Source organism: Pseudomonas sp. B21-015 (assembly GCF_024749285.1).
GTDB lineage: Bacteria > Pseudomonadota > Gammaproteobacteria > Pseudomonadales > Pseudomonadaceae > Aquipseudomonas.
Map to the genome: position 1 here is coordinate 3,362,738 of NZ_CP087196.1, position 15,573 is coordinate 3,378,310.

Here is a 15,573-nt window from a genome sequence, read left to right on the forward strand (position 1 = left end):
GTCGTCGCCTACTCCACACATCGTTCGTCTCCCCTATCTTTTCAACATAGAACTGAGCCGAGCCCGCTTACGGCCCATGGGTAGGCGCGCATTCAGGAAAGGTCAATTACAAAACCGTGATCGAAACCCGTCCGTTCACCTGGGTAACCTCTAGGGTTCGAGACCACACGACAGCCATCCAGCGTGATATCAACCGCCCGGTGGGTATGTCCAAAAATCCAAAGATCCGCTTTATTCAGAAGCTCGTGCCAACGGTTTGAGTAAGCAGCACTCAAATGCCCTTCATGTTTATCACCCATTACTTCAGGGATGGGTGCGTGATGCGTAACGACCACAGTTTTGCCATCGAATGGCTCATCAAGCTCCTTGGCCAGCCAAGCGAACGACGCGTAGTTTCGACTGATGAGGTCGGACGGGCGCAGCCGGCGATAGTTTTCTCCAGTGCGAATGACTCGAAAATCAGTCATCCAATCCCATGCGGTTTGGGTTGCTGCAACGATGTTCCCGCTGGACGTAAAATCAGTCCAACCCGTTGCGCAAAGGAACCGTGTTTGGTTCCAAATGAAGGTCTCGTTTTCTAAACATGAACGTGTGACGAAGCTCCCTTCTTCATCTTTCGCAACGTGTGATCAATGTGGCCGCCATAAAACTCATGATTGCCACACACGTAAATCACGGGGCAAACAAATACTTCATTCGCCCACTTCACCCCTCTCGCTTTGACATCAATATCCCCGGCTAGCACGACCAGATCGTAGTCTCCTGATACAGGTAAGAAAGGAGAAAATTCGTTGTGCAGATCTGAAAGCACGTAAAGCTTCATCTGTATTTCAATCTCGATTTACAGCTAAATTGATGGAGCAAATAAAAGGGGGCGGGACTGAGCTCTCGCAGAGTTTTAATCCGCAAACGAGCCAAGCGATCCACTCGTATGAATATATACATTTGAGTGGATCATGGCAATCACGGCATACAACTCTGTTTTTACGGAACGAAAAAATGTCTGTGCGCACCGCATTCGCCGTAGCACTGAAGCTTTTGCGAACAAAGCGTGGCCTCACACAGCATGAGCTGAGCAAAAAGGTCACTCAGTCGCATGTAAGCCGCATCGAAAATGAAATAACCTCCCCCAGCCTCGAAGCTATCATTGAGCTCGCCAGAGTTTTGGAGCTCAGCCCTGTTGCCCTCATGGCACTGGTGTGTGGTGCACAAGACGAACTGAGCGCGGGCGATGTCCTGAAAATCGCTGAAAAGGATCTCCAGGATATGGCGCTGCTGCAGGCTTCGATTCCGCTGGAAATTGAGGATATGCCTCACCCTCGCGTTACCGCTGCGGCAAAAATGCGAGAGGAAGTTCAAGCGCTCAAAGAACAAGGCCTTTCGCAGGCTGAAATCGCGAGGGAGCTGGGGATGGCAAAGACTACAGTTCAGCGTCATTGGCATCGTTCGGGCTGATCTTTTTTCTTGCTAACACCCCTCACCCGCCGACCGCTCCAGGCGATCATCGAACCACTGCTATGCTTTGCTCTCCATCCGAACGGAGTCGAGTCATGGTCGAGCAATATTCCCTCCCCGACGTACTTGCAAGAATGTACGAAAACCAACTGGCGATCGAAGCTGCGCTGATGGAGCTCGTCCTTTTGGAGGAGCAGCGCGGATCATCTGAGGCTGGTGAGAATGCGCGTGCAGCGCTTGTAAGGATTGGCGAGAACGCCGGGCATATCAAGCAGGGGATTGCGAGGTTGGGGGGAGATGCGGGCACTTCTGCGTAGTAAGTTCTAATCTTTTCCAAGCTTCCATCGCCCGAATAGTGCAGTACACCGTACTAGTACAACGCGCTCATTACACCGACCAAAAGCTCTCCCCCTGACCGCTGAAATCGTAACGCGGCATCATCATGGCCCAGCTAGACTCACAATCCATGCGGATCAGGATGTGAACGCGTGTCGCGAAGCCCTCCCCCGCAATCTCGCTAGTCGTGTACATAGAAGTCGGGGCGAAATCAGCGATTCAGCGCTGGGTGCACTGGAAAAAGGAGGCTCCATGTCTGTTCTGCAGGAAGTCTTGTTGTGGACGAAAGGATTGCCGGCTTGGCAAGGAGACTGTGTAAGGCGCCTGTTGGGACAGGAGACTTTGACCCAACAGGATTTCGAGGATGTGCTCGCCCTGCTCAAATCAGCGCACGGAATCACTGACCCGGAAGGACGCATCCCCTCGCCGCTGAGTGAAGATCAAATCCCTGCTCCAATAAAGCCAACTACACACATTGAACTGCATTCAGTGAAAAATCTTGTTAACGTCAACGCGATCGCACCGGAACACAGCTTGGCATTTTCGCCTCAGGGGTTGACTGTAATCTACGGGGGCAATGGCTCAGGTAAATCAGGGTACTCCCGAGTACTGAAACGAGCATGCCGAGCACGGGATCAGTCAGAAACCATCTACCCTAATGCTAATCACCCCCTTCCAGCGGATGCGAATGCTCGGGCCACCTTCAGCATCGGCGTAAATGGTGTCAGCAGCGATGTGCTGTGGACTGACAACCAGCCCGCTCCAGCGGAGCTTTCAAGCCTTTCAATATTTGATTCTCGTTGCGCGAATGCATACCTCGTCAATGAGGCGGATTACTCCTATGTCCCTCATGGGCTGGATGTTTTTGAACGACTCGCCGCGCTGCAGCAACAGTTGAAAACAGCGATTGAACAGGAGCAGAGAGAACACTCCGTAGACCTCTTCGCCTACTCACCGATGCAAGGGCCGACGGCAGTTGGAAGGATGATCGCTGCCCTTTCTGCCAAGACCAATCCAAACTCTGTTCAAACGCTTGGCACCCTTTCAGATGATGAGCTAACCCAGCACACAACCATCGGCAAAAGTCTTCAGGAGAATAATCCCAAAGAAAAAGCCAATCAGCTGAAACGCCTGGCTCAACGAATATCCGTGATTACTGGGAACGCACTGAACAAATCGCCACTGATCGACCACAACGTTGAGCAAGCCCTCAAGCAATCAGTTGAGGATTACAAAACAGCAAAATCTGCGGCCGAACTCGCCGCAAATAAATTCAAAGAGCAACAAAACCTACTGCCAGGAACTGGTGGTGATGCGTGGCGGGAGCTTTTCGACGCGGCACGCAAATTCGCGCTTGAGTCCCACCCAGGCCAGGACTTCACATCTCTCGATCCGACCAGTCCATGCCCACTGTGCCAAGAAACGCTCAATGAAGGCGCTGCGCGGCTCGCTCGCTTTGAAGAGTTCATCCAAGAGGAGGCTGACAAGACATCTCAGGCCCGTCGTAAAGAAATGGTTGGGAAGTACACACCGCTTACGACGCTGGATGTGACGATCGGGCTCGATGAGGCCACATGGGGAGAAATCCATACGCTGGCCCCAAAGGTCGCCACGGATTGTCGGGAGTTTGAGCGAGCACTAGGTGAGCGCCGTGACCAGATAGTCGCCGCAGTAAAATCGAGCAACTGGGCGGATATCCCCCCTCCCCCTCAAAACCCCTCAGCTGACTTGCAGACACTGGCAAACCAACTCAACCAACAAGCTCTCAACCTTGAACAAGCGTCCGATGAATTGGCAAGAATTCAACTTCAACAAACGTACGCTGAATTGGAAGCGCGCGTGTTGCTGAGCAAGGTAAAAGATGCAGTCATAAACTCCATCTCCCGGATGACCCATGTGGCGATTTTGGCAAAATGCGTCACTGCGCTTAGGACAAATGCCATCTCAACCAAAGCCACTCAGATTGGAGAGACCGTAATCTCCACGTCGCTCCAGGACGCTCTTAATGCTGAGTTCAAAGCGCTAGGTGTAGGAGGCCTTCAGGTAGCCCTCCAGAGTCGTTCAGGGCGAGGAAAAATGCTGCACAAGCTCAAGCTGGAACTACCACAGAGTCGAAACCCGAAAGACCTACTCAGTGAAGGTGAGCAAAGAGCCATTGCATTAGCATCATTTCTGGCCGAGGTTGGGCTCAGTGAAAGCACAGGGGGCATCATCTTGGATGACCCGGTTTCCTCCCTGGATCACCGGCGTCGAGAGCGTGTCGCAACCAGGCTAGTTAAAGAAGCGATGCGTAGGCAGGTAGTCGTTTTCACCCACGATATCTACTTTCTTTGTGTTTTAGCGGAGCAGGCAGATTCGGCTGGTGTCACCGCATTGACCCAAAGCATCGCTCAACGTACAGAAGGATATGGTGTCGCAACACCGGAGCTTCCTTTTGAGGGCAAAAATACGACTGGGCGCATCGCATCGTTGAAAGCTCGGCACCAGCACATTGCAAAGCTATTCAGATTGGGTGAAGAGGACGAGCACCGCAGGCAAACCGTCGAGGCATACTTCCTCCTTCGAATGGCATGGGAACGTGCAGTCGAAGAGGTGCTTTTACGACGCGTCGTCCTACGCTTTCGCAAGGGTGTAGAAACTCAACGACTGTCCGAAGTCATCGTTGATGACAATGACTACCTGCAGGTAACTGCCGGGATGGGCAAGTGCTCCAATTATGCTCATGACAAGGCAATGGCTGGCGGCGTAGCGGTACCGGATCCAGAGGAACTGCTGTCTGATATTCAGGCCTTGGACTCCTGGCGTACCCAAATCGAAACTCGCAGCACTGCAACAAGTCGCGCCAGGAAATCGGGTACCCCTTCTCCGCCTATTGCGCCTACAGTGGAGGCCAAAATGGAAGGCTAGCCCTGTCAAAACTGGCTCTTCGAGGGCCTAACCATCAAATTACTCAATGTGGGCTCAATGCTCACGCGTCCTTGAGGATGCAGTTCATAGCGCCTGGTAAACCCGCAACATTCCACCATTCTCCAGACGTACATGTGTAAAGCTTCAAGCAGTCACGCCGACAGAATAGGATCATGCCCACGCTCCGCGTTTACGAGGATGCCTGGATTGGAAAAGCTGAAAACTTTAAGGAGAGCGTGTGGACGGCCAGAATTCGCTGAACAATCAGCTGATCATTGTTTCAAAAGACGGCAAGGTAGAGCACAAGATTTCGGGACAATTACGCACCGTCAGGGAGAAAATGCTCAATGCCCCCCCCCTAGATTGGGTATCCATTCTTACGTCCAAAGCGGTGGAACAAGTTCTCAATACGATCGCAGAAGTCGATAATGTCTCGGTCGTCAGTGCACAAAACGCTGACGATCTCGAATTCCCACCAGGTCACCCGCGAGAGCGATTGGTTTATGCCAAGCATCCCGCTAAATCGACCATGTACTTCCCCTTGGCAACGTTTCATAGATTTACCTTCGAGCACAAATTCGCTGAAGTCATTCGCTTGCTGGCTGCGCTAGGTGCATCGAGTATCCAGGCGGAACACATCAAAGGTTTCGGGCGAGAGTTCGCGGCCAATCTGGCAGGTGCTTTTGCAGCTACAGGCGAGTCAGCAACCATGGAGGCTGGCCATTCACGTAATGACAACTCACGACTGCTCTTTACCTCAACCCTTGAAGGGCATGCTTCGCCGGCCATCCCGGATGATCTTGTCTGGTATCCCTTCGAACCAATGTGGCAGACGATTGCTAACAACCGGACAAAGCACAATCTCAAGCAGTTCTCGTTAACGCTGACATACACCGAAGACTTCGGCATCAATGCTGGCCTAAAGGCCCAACTCAATAAAGCGTCACTAGAGATCGGTGGCAACTTTGAAGAGCACCAGAGCACTGTGTGGTCGCTCTCGGGGGACTTTGGTTAGACGGGTCTTGCTGTCGATTAAATGTAGCTGGAGGCGGTAAGGAGCAAGACAACGAATTTAGGTTTTTCTCCCCTCTTGCCCGTCCACTGAGTCATTCCGTCTTCCTGTCTACAACATTAGAATTTCTGCAACCAATGTTTAAGGGACATGCCTACAATTGAATGTAAAAACATCTTTAGTTTCATATCAAACGACAGGACTGTTCACTGCCTCAAAGCAGGAACCCAATGGCATAGCCGCCATCTACCACGCGAATCTCTGCTGACAGGCGGGAAAATTCTCTTATTGGCTTGTCGACATCATTCTAGAGGGATAGGCTTGCGAGCTGATTTCTATAACTAGGGCTGAAAACGCCCCGCTGGCTTAAGGCGCTCGTGAGGTTTAGATGATGGATTCCGAAAAGCAGTTAATCGTAAAAATACCAGCCGCCCTTCAGTCTAAAATCGACAGCGGTGATTACGAATTAGAAGGGTATCGAGTTCGTAACAAATCAGGCAGGATCGTCGCCAACCTGAAAGCATTTGATACTCCAGATCACCTTCATTTTTCTCCGCAGATATTTGTTAGTTTCGAACAATGCTGCTTTATCTCTAATAATGCGGTGTCCGACACACTGCAGCGCGAATTGGAATCTGCCAGGGCGGAGCGTTCATCCCTAGAAACCAAAATTGACACTGTACTGGAACGACAAACGGGAGACCTCATTGCTTTAACTTCAGAGTTCAATGAGCACTTCACCAGCCTAAGAGAAAGAAATAGACTAACGGATGAAAAAACTGTTTTTGCTTCCGGGGTTAAAGCTGCCGCCGCTCTTGCTAACAACCTTGACAGCTATATAAAGGAATATTTGGATAGCGTTGAGGTGTGGTTTGGGCCAGCATCCGAAAAAATAAAATATGGGGAATATCAAAAAAAAGAAAAGACCAAGTGGAACACCGTAAAGGAAAGCAAATTCAATCGCTTCGCCCAGTTCGACATCAATCACATTGCGTACTCATTCCTCAGCATAATAAACAACTTAAACATTCTACATATTGCTTTTAATGAAGAAGTCCATTCCAGATACGAAAAAAACCTTCAAGAGCTGGAAAAGCGATTAAAAACCCTGCTGAAAAAACTCATTCTCGGCCTAGGTGAAGAGCGAGATATTTTCTCAATTATGTTTGCATCTGACAAACCTAGCTCCTACAAAAAAATTGACGTTTCGCGCATCCTGAAACACGAAACATCCATATCATTAGATAACTTGATAATACGTTCCTACGCTAACGAAAATGAAATAAAGCGTGATTTTGAGCGAGTTGAATCAGTGATAGACATTATAGATATTCTTGATGAAATCGAAAATCTTCGAGCTCGTGCCACCTCACTCGAATCGGTTGAGCTATCAAATTCTACCGAAGTCAGTACACTAAAAAATACTCTCTTTGAGAGAACTTAATCCTTTTCCTGAATGTGATGGCGAACTGACCACGCCATCACTGCCTTCTTGGCGTTCTTTTGGATAGGCCTTCGAAGTCATTAATAAGCTTAGGCCAATCACTATGCTCTGAGACTCACCAACCAACATTTAATGGATCCACCTGCCGCCTAGTCCACTCATGAAAACAATGGTCAATAGCCACCTAGACCAGGCTCCTTCGACACTCACTTACCGATCTCTAAGATGCCGTTCCTGATCATTATCCCGAGCCACCCCGTCTGCAGGGGCTTCAGTTCGCAAGGAAACTCTCACACCATGATTACGACCGCCTCCGGAGCCATGGATCACTACCGTTGGTCGCCCATCGGCAGGACGATAAACAGGTTCCACGTGCGCTATTCCCTCTGTATTCGTCGCGATATCCACTGCTAGGAAATCCGTCTCACCATCGGCTCCAGCTGCAGATTGTTCCATCCTGTTTTTATTGATGAGAGCTTTGGTTTCGTCACGAATCTTATCGGCTAAGGTATCGAACGCACTTTCCAATTCAGCTCTTTCATCTCCGCTCACGCCTGACTCAAGCTCCTCGCCCAAACGCCTTAGCTCTATCCCGTCAGCGATCATGTCTCGGATTTTCCCCTTGCCAAAATTCGGTGACAAAACCTTATCAAGCTTGGCATTAATCCGATCAATCTCAGAGTCGCTGATCACTTTGGAAGATCCGTTCGCAAAACTGATTTTTAAAGCCATGTGTTAGCCCCTTGGGCATACCGCGCTAAATTCATATTTCCAGTATAGCGCTCAGCGGTGAGGATAATGGAAGTGCAGAATTCGCTGTACAGCTCCTCAAAATCGGGTGACGCTCGATCGAAAGCCATATTGCAGTCGATGATGAACACGAACGGGCGTGCCCTTCTACCTGGTCGCGGTTTAAATACGATAGGTAGGCAGAGAATCCACGTCCTATCTGACCACGATGACGAAGAAAGTGTGAAGCGTGGTGGATTACCACTTCTTAAGTCGTCGGCAATGACTTCCTTTCCGCCCCACGCAGCGCCTGCATGACTATCCTTGAGCAGCACTGTCAACTGTCCATCAGGATCATCCTTGCGATAACCGTAGGTAAACGCTGTCGACAGCGTCTTCATGGAGCTACCACGCTGCACCGCAATTGCCACACGTAAACGATTTTTTGCAAGCCCACGAAAAAGTGAGCCCTGGAAAAGCGAGAACACGGTTTGCAGCTCTCCATACAAACCACGCACAGCCGCTTGCAGGACTGACGGCCCTCGAAGCGCGATGGAGAGCTCTTGCCTAACCCTGTTTCGGGCATTAGCGACCTCTTCATAAACATCGTTCGCTGGCAGATCAAAATCAAGTAGTGTTGCCCTCGTAGTCAGCGCTACAGTCAGAATTTTGTTAGGCGTCCGTGTATGGACTTCACTTGATCCATTGACCACCGTACCTGTAAGCGCTGCGAACCAGAACTTGTTGTTTACCGGCGACGGGGGGGACAAGCTCAAGGCAATCGTGGGCACTCCTGGGTGCAGCAGCCTTTCCTCATCCAAGGCCCAGGCTGGAAGATTCGATACAAGCCCTCCATCCAAAAATGTCCCCGTCATCGGTAGGTCATTGAAAGGTGTTTTTCGGGTGAATTTCAGCCTCTTTGGCTTGAAGATGATTGGTAGGCAGATAGAAGCTGCGACGGCATCCGCTACTGCAACATCAGGTGTCCGCTCAGCGCAGAAAAGCTCAAGACTCTCTGTGGCTGTATTAGTGGCGATGATCTTGAGTGGTGGACACCCGACCCGTTCCATGTCCTCAAAAGTGATATTGCATTCTTTCTCGATACCTACTTCTCGCAAGCGCTCGCTCAGCTTTCTTGCCAATGTTAAGTCGATGATTTTTCGAATATTTCGTACAGAAGTGAGCCCCCACAACGCCCAAACCAAACAGGTGATCAGCAACCCCACAACCCAAGGGGCGGCATGAACTACTAGTCGCCACAGACCAGTTGAATAGGCATTGAAAGCCTCAGGCATTTCCACCGCCACCCAGATTAGAGCACCGAGAGGAAGACCAAAGAGGAAGCACCACCAAAGCATCAAGCCCCACATTTTAGTGAACGGGGACAGAATTCTCTTGAGCAATCCAGGGAACGATTTAAACAAATATAGAATCAGCCAACCTTGGAGCGTGAAAAGCTGGGTGGGTTTGCTATAAGGCAAATCGCCCTTCTTCTTCCCAAAAGGAGGACGAAGGAAAATGTGCTTTTTCTCTGTGGGATCCGCAAGATCTCTTCCCGAGTAACCTGCAGCCACCAGCGCAGCCGCGATAGATCCAGCCGACGTACCTGCGATACCTTTGATGACAAGTTCTTCTTCTTCGATCGCGATCAGCCCACCGGCGTGAGCAATACCTTTTGCACCGCCCCCCTGCATAACCAGAAAGATTTCTTTAACGTCGTGTTGCGTTTCGATTTCATCAGTCATCTTGGATGGAAATGCCTTTTTCTGGATTGTGGCGGCTATATGCTCGGCCCGTTCAGAGCCAAGAACCTAAGGACAATGAAGGTTTTCCAATTCTGCTCTGGATACTTTCACGTAAGCGCCAAGGGGGGCGAAGCTGCCGAAACGACGTCGATTGGATGGATGGGATGAAAATTTTGACCCTGCAAAATGACTATCACCGCCAAATACCGGGCGGCCTGGTTTAGCCAAGATTGAGCAGGTAAATTCAAGGTGGCCATCATAATACTGGCAGTCGCAGCGATGCTCCAGCGTCTTGCTTCAATACGACAACCGCAAATCTGCCGATCCGTGCAATTTACGTATCGTTTTCTAATAGGAACTAAGGACTCAACGACCATCGCCGTGGGACTGAATCACCGTAAAACACCTGATGGAGACCCTTCAGGATCAGTCGGCATGCACTCGAATTTACGTCTTATTAAAAGTGTAAACAGGAGAGCCGAAATACAGCCTATTTTTACATTTTTGTAGATATGTTGATCAGGAATGCGAAAAAGCGCATTGCGGGATCAGATATCACGGGGATTGGTGGCAAATTATTATTTTTTACAGGGTCGTTGACAATCGGGAGTATCTAGGCGTACTGGATGGTCGAGATCGACACATTCAGACGGTCCGCCAACTGTCGCAACGAAGGCAGCCGCACGCGTGCATCACTGCCCGGCTCATTGATCAGGTTATTCAGGTAACGGTACACCGCCTGGTACGCAAAATCGGTCTCTCGTGATCCTTTCATGGGTAATGGCCGAACACGCTACAAACGCCGAGATGCATCCTTGATGAATCCGTCAAACCAGGCACGTTCACCGGCCCGTCGACCATTCGCCCGTCACGGCCGTTTCATTTTCAGGGTCGATCACTTCCGCGTGCACACCCACGTCGCCGCCTCCCGTGTCAGGCGCCCCGCCCTCATTGCGAACCACCGACCCCATGCGGTAAAGCTTTCCGATCAGACTGACCGGCAACCCGCTGACATCAACCATCCACTGCAGAACCTGCTCGGGCGCCGAATTGCCCAGCATTGCCCGGTGCAAATCCGGCAACGCCACGAGCATGCCGGGGTGGCGCTGACGGAGAAAATGCTCAAGCGCCGCGCCGTTATCGACAAACGGGGCGAAGAGCAGACACACCAGTTGGGCTTCGCTCAAACCGAGGTTCTTCTGGGCCTCGGCCGCCGCCAATTCGCGCTGGTCGGCCATTGTCAGCGGATTGCCAAAGGCCTCCATTGCCTGCTCGCAAAAGCGCTCGGGCAGCCGTTTACGACGCATCATCACCAGCGCCCGCTGCACGTACTCGCCGACACCCGACTCGTAGGTGCGACCGTGCACAAAGCACGCTTGCAAGCCCCGAAGGTGCGCGCAGATCGACGGGCTGACGTAGTCGTTATCACTGAGTTGAGCGGTCAGTTCGTCAGGTTGAAACCCGAGGAAGTCGGTGAGCAGCGGCCAGCGCTCCTCCAGATTGCTGACCAGCATGTCGTGAATGTCGATGAAGGTCGTGCGACGGCAGGCTTCAAAACAGTCGGCGGGACGCCATGCAACCTGAGCAGAATCAGGATAAAACTCGCGATAGCAGTCGCTACCCAGCTCATCGAGCCGTGCGAACAACCCTTCGTAGCCCGTTTCATTACGATTCGATGCCTTGAGCCCCGCCTTGGCCGCAGCACGGTTCAAGCCGTCGAGAAACTGCGCCTGCCGACGGGGTGTATCGCTACTGACCCATACATCGACGCCCCTGTCCCAGCGGGCGATTTGCCCATAAAACTCGCCGGTTGCCAGGTACCCGTCATCCCACAGATCGAGTGGTCCGTCCCAGCTGCGACGGTGCCCGACCATCAGCAGATTGAGCCGATTCGACTCGCGACCGGCTTCGGAGATCGGCGCCAGGTGGTTGAACGGCAGCACCTCGCGATTGTCGACCATCAACACTTCGACCCGAGGATCGTCGTAGAGGAACAATGCACTGCAGCTGCGATGGATGTTTTCCAGGGCGGTAGAGGACGTGCCGTTCAAGCGCAACGTCGCCACACGCAACTGGAACGTTGCCGGTGCCCGGCCGGCGATACTCAGCTGCGCGGCGCGCAGCAGCGCCAGTGTGTAGCAGCTGTCGCGGGATCCGGACTGGACCGCCAGTACCTTGTAATCACCGATACGCTCCATACCTCCGGCGGACACCACCAGGCGCTGAATCATCAGTTGCAATGCCGTGCGCTCGGCGCGAGAAAAAAAACTCAGCAAGCGCTGCAGTACTTGTTGATAAACATAGTTCATTGCCTGTTCATGGGTATGGGTCATCATTGTTTACCTGTTACTCATAAGTTCGATGCCACGCAAATAATGGTATGTACCGCGCGACGGGTTGCCTGTCATGAATGGAGTGCCGGGGTTAGTGTCGAATGCTAGCACTTAAGCTTTGCGTAATTATTTGAAATGATTGCACATCACGGATACCCCAGACAGGGCAAGGTCGTCGCAATGCCCCGTAGAATGGGCGTGTTGCGCTCGCACGGGATTTCCTAGGAAATTTCCGACAACATCCCACAGACATGTAACACAAGAAATAAAGAAAGAAGTTGCCAGCAAATGCATGACAACCGAGGGAGGCGAAACTATTTGTTGAACATGTATTGCCAACATGCATTGAGAAGTTTCAAGCTGATACCCAGCCATGACTCTTTCCTTGAGATGAAATAATCATTCAATTATCAGGGCTTATATGATGATTAGAAGATACAGATCGAGAGCAAAAACCAGTTCAGTTGCTGAACCGGCCCACTGACTGATCAATGGGATGTCTCATTTGGGAGGTGTTGCGAGCAGCAGAGTCCGTGCTGGCACGGACTCTTGGAGGCGCTTATACAAAAAGGCTCATGCAAAGGGCTTAGGCAGGTTCGACCTGAAGGGCGACCCGTTCGCGACATGGGCATTCGTCCATATAGCGGTGCGCTTCGACAAACTCGGAAAACGGAAAGACCCGAGTCTTGAGCGGCAGCAGCACACGATCGGCAGTCAACTGGTTGATGTCGCGCAGAGCACGTTGCAGTGCAGCCTGATCCTGGATAATGCCCAGTTCCGGTTTGCCGGTGAAGTTGCCGATGCAGTGCACGAAGAATTGAATGTTTTTCTGGAACGCTGCGCAGGCCGGGAACGGCGTCTGATTACCCCCTTGCAGGCCATAGAGCACCAGGCTGCCGCGAGGTGCGAGCACATCGCCGAGCATCGACATCTGCGGCCCGCCAAGGCCATCGAACACCACGTCGACGCCGCGGTTATCGGTGATCTTGTTGATCTGCATCAGCAGATCCTGTTCTTCGGTGACGATGACTTTCTCGGCACCCAGGGACAGCAGGTATTCACGTTCTTCCGCGGATTTGGTCGCGGCAATCACGCGCACGCCGAGAGCTTTGCCCAATTGCACGAACGACGGCCCGGCGCAATGACTGGCGTCGGTCACCAGAGCGAATTGCCCGGGCTTGACGCGCGCCAGATCGGCATAAGCAAAATAGGCAATCAACAACGGCGTGTAGTGCACGCTGGCTTCGATCGGGCTGAGCACGTCCGGATAAGAGGTCAGTGCCGAGCGCGGCAGAACGATCTGTTCGCCGTAGACCGGATAGTCGTTGGGGCTTTCGGCCGGGAAACTGGCGACCTTGTCACCGACAGCCAGGTCATCGACACCCTCGCCAAGCGCCGTGACCACGCCGGCCATTTCATGACCCAGGCCTGAAGGCAGGCGAGCATGGGACGAAGCCAGGTTCTGGCGCCAGAGAATGTCGTACCAGCTGATGCCAATCGCCTCGACACGCACCTGCACTTCGCCCGGCGCAGGCAGAGCGGCCGCATGCTCTTCGCATTTGAGCACCTCGGCTGGACCAAACTTGTGAAAACGGATCGTGCGGGACATCGCAAACCTCGTCAAAATAACCTCTAATGCCCTGAACTCTATCTGGGCTTTCTACCCAAGACCATCAGTGGCCATTAATAGTCGACATGCCTGTCATTGATTCCGCAGCGACGGCGACATCATCCAATGCCGTAAAAACCGAAGCAGCCTTCCAAGGAAAACTGAATTACCCTGTGCAGAGTACCAGTCTTTCCCCGTAAGATTCACGCCGGCCATTGTTCTCATATGGTCGCTCACGTCAAGTTTGCTGAATCTGCCAGGACTCCAGATGAATCGTAATGACCTGCGTCGTGTCGACCTGAACCTGTTGATCGTTTTCGAAACACTGATGCACGAACGCAGCGTGACCCGCGCCGCGGAGAAGTTGTTCCTCGGCCAACCGGCCATCAGTGCGGCGCTCTCGCGCCTGCGCGGGCTGTTCGATGACCCGCTGTTCGTGCGCACCGGCCGCAGCATGGAACCTTCCGCCCGAGCGGTGGAAATCTTCGCCCTGCTCTCGCCGGCCCTGGACTCGATCTCCACCGCGGTCAGTCGTGCGGCGGAATTCGATCCGGCGACCAGTAACGCGGTATTCCGCATCGGCCTGTCGGACGATGCCGAGTTCGCGTTGCTGCCAATGCTGCTCAAACGGCTGCGTGCCGAGGCACCGGGCATCGTGTTGGTGGTGCGTCGCGCCAATTACATCCTGATGCCGAACCTGTTGGCCTCGGGCGAAATTTCCATTGGTGTCAGCTACACCGCCGACCTTCCGGCCAACGCCAAGCGCAAAGTACTGCGCCGCAGCATGCCGAAACTGTTGCGGGCCGACACCGTGCCGGGGCCGTTGAGCCTGGATGATTTCTGCGCCCGCCCTCACGCACTGGTTTCGTTCGCGGGTGACCTGAGCGGCTTTATAGATGAAGAGCTGGAGAAACTGGGGCGCAAACGGCACGTGGTGCTGGCGGTGCCGCAATTCAACGGGTTGAGCACACTGATCAGCGGCACCGATATCGTGGCCACCGTCCCGGATTACACCGCCGAAGCGCTGACCGCGGCCGGTGGCGTTCGGGCGGAAGACCCGCCGTTGCCGGTGCGCAGTTTTGAATTGCACATGGCCTGGCGCGGGTCGCAGGATAATGATCCGGGTGAGCGGTGGTTGCGGTCGCGGATTCAGATGTTTTTTGGCGACCCTGAGAGTCTTTAGGCGTCGTCTGGCAGGCTGTTCGGCTGATCATTTCTGCCTTTCCACAAACCATGGAGCTCCATTCACTTCCAGTGGATTGCTACATTGGGGGCATATTTGAGGGCATGCTTTGGATGGTTTGAAAAGGATGCCCCCAGCCTGAGGCCAAGCAGGCTATTGATGAGGATGGGTGGACTGAGGGAGATATGAACCCTCGACCCTACCCCGTAAAAACAACCGAAACGCATCGAGTCGTCGAGAGCTACTCCGCTTCGCTACATTTACCCGGCGAACCGTCGCATTCATTAGAATCAAGCGTTTTACTTTCCTTATATTTATTTATGAATTTCTTACTTTCCGCCCCCCAGTCATTTTTATGCAAGAACCAATCATCCGAGAGCGCAATATGAGTGAGATTCCGCATAGCCCTATCGAAATCAGAGAACAGATCATCGACGACATTCAATGGAAGTTCAACTCTAACCAGATGAGAGCTGGTCGCAGTTTGCGGTGCCACCTGGAGCTCTGGCGCAGTGCACCCAACGCCCAGTGATCCAAGTGATGAGCAAGCACTTAGCAGTGGTAAGGCCAGCAATGAAACCAGTTTGTATTTCAGCGACCCTTGCATCTAACGCCCCTTAAAAGGGCGCGCAGCTTAAAGCGCAATGGCGCATCACACTAGCTTGCCTTTTAAAGAAGGTGTGTCCAATCATGGCTGAAATCCGGCAGCGCTCATGCGCTGCAAGCTGCCAGGAACATCCGTGGTCTCGTATCTTCCCTGAGAGACGTACGAAAGATCTCGAAACGTTCCAGACAGTCTTTGAAGCGAAGTCTCAATTAT

At 52.5% G+C, this 15,573-nt stretch carries 11 protein-coding genes and 2 pseudogenes; 6 read left to right on the forward strand and 7 right to left on the reverse strand.

The window, feature by feature from the left end:
- Window positions 1-92 precede the first annotated feature (92 nt).
- Window positions 93-823, reverse strand: a pseudogene (locus tag LOY38_RS14940) (metallophosphoesterase).
- Between the two features lie 176 nt (window positions 824-999).
- Between LOY38_RS14940 and LOY38_RS14945 the strand changes: the two are divergent.
- The 5 genes from LOY38_RS14945 to LOY38_RS14965 all read left to right on the forward strand — a co-directional run bounded on the left by LOY38_RS14945 (window position 1,000) and on the right by LOY38_RS14965 (window position 7,154).
- Window positions 1,000-1,455, forward strand: a complete 456-nt coding sequence (locus tag LOY38_RS14945) for a helix-turn-helix domain-containing protein (protein ID WP_258695883.1) — start codon at window positions 1,000-1,002, stop codon at window positions 1,453-1,455.
- Window positions 1,456-1,550: 95 nt separating this feature from the next.
- Complete coding sequence (locus LOY38_RS14950; RefSeq protein WP_258695884.1) at window positions 1,551-1,772, forward strand: hypothetical protein; 222 nt, start codon at window positions 1,551-1,553, stop codon at window positions 1,770-1,772.
- A 271-nt stretch (window positions 1,773-2,043) separates the two neighbouring features.
- Window positions 2,044-4,698: an AAA family ATPase gene (locus LOY38_RS14955; RefSeq protein ID WP_258695885.1), complete on the forward strand. Its 2,655-nt coding sequence runs from the start codon at window positions 2,044-2,046 to the stop codon at window positions 4,696-4,698.
- Window positions 4,699-4,936: 238 nt separating this feature from the next.
- On the forward strand, window positions 4,937-5,713 hold the full coding sequence (locus LOY38_RS14960; RefSeq protein ID WP_258695886.1) for a hypothetical protein: 777 nt from the start codon (window positions 4,937-4,939) through the stop codon (window positions 5,711-5,713).
- A 385-nt stretch (window positions 5,714-6,098) separates the two neighbouring features.
- On the forward strand, window positions 6,099-7,154 hold the full coding sequence (locus tag LOY38_RS14965) for a hypothetical protein (protein ID WP_258695887.1): 1,056 nt from the start codon (window positions 6,099-6,101) through the stop codon (window positions 7,152-7,154).
- Window positions 7,155-7,364: 210 nt separating this feature from the next.
- Here the strand turns inward: LOY38_RS14965 and LOY38_RS14970 are convergent, their stop codons facing one another.
- From LOY38_RS14970 to LOY38_RS14990, 5 genes and pseudogenes are all read right to left on the reverse strand, one after another.
- On the reverse strand, window positions 7,365-7,886 hold the full coding sequence (locus LOY38_RS14970) for a hypothetical protein (RefSeq protein ID WP_258695888.1): 522 nt from the start codon (window positions 7,884-7,886) through the stop codon (window positions 7,365-7,367).
- Window positions 7,877-9,628, reverse strand: coding sequence for a patatin-like phospholipase family protein (locus LOY38_RS14975; protein ID WP_258695889.1), 1,752 nt, complete (start codon window positions 9,626-9,628; stop codon window positions 7,877-7,879). The genes LOY38_RS14970 and LOY38_RS14975 overlap by 10 nt, the downstream gene beginning before the upstream one ends.
- Before the next feature lie 616 nt (window positions 9,629-10,244).
- Window positions 10,245-10,403 (reverse strand): annotated as a pseudogene (locus LOY38_RS14980) (PLP-dependent aminotransferase family protein); the annotation flags it as partial.
- A gap of 67 nt (window positions 10,404-10,470) precedes the next feature.
- Window positions 10,471-11,961 carry a hypothetical protein gene (locus LOY38_RS14985; protein WP_258695890.1) on the reverse strand — a complete coding sequence of 497 codons (1,491 nt, stop codon included), beginning with the start codon at window positions 11,959-11,961 and terminating at the stop codon, window positions 10,471-10,473.
- A 586-nt stretch (window positions 11,962-12,547) separates the two neighbouring features.
- Entirely contained in the window at window positions 12,548-13,570 is a 1,023-nt protein-coding gene (locus LOY38_RS14990) for a zinc-dependent alcohol dehydrogenase family protein (protein ID WP_258695891.1), read from the reverse strand.
- Between the two features lie 268 nt (window positions 13,571-13,838).
- Here LOY38_RS14990 and LOY38_RS14995 point away from each other — a divergent pair, with 268 nt between their 5' ends.
- Window positions 13,839-14,753: a LysR family transcriptional regulator gene (locus tag LOY38_RS14995; RefSeq protein ID WP_258695892.1), complete on the forward strand. Its 915-nt coding sequence runs from the start codon at window positions 13,839-13,841 to the stop codon at window positions 14,751-14,753.
- Window positions 14,754-14,994: 241 nt separating this feature from the next.
- On the opposite strand, the gene LOY38_RS15000 is transcribed toward LOY38_RS14995, so the two are convergent.
- Window positions 14,995-15,360: a hypothetical protein gene (locus LOY38_RS15000; protein ID WP_258695893.1), complete on the reverse strand. Its 366-nt coding sequence runs from the start codon at window positions 15,358-15,360 to the stop codon at window positions 14,995-14,997.
- Window positions 15,361-15,573: the final 213 nt, after the last annotated feature.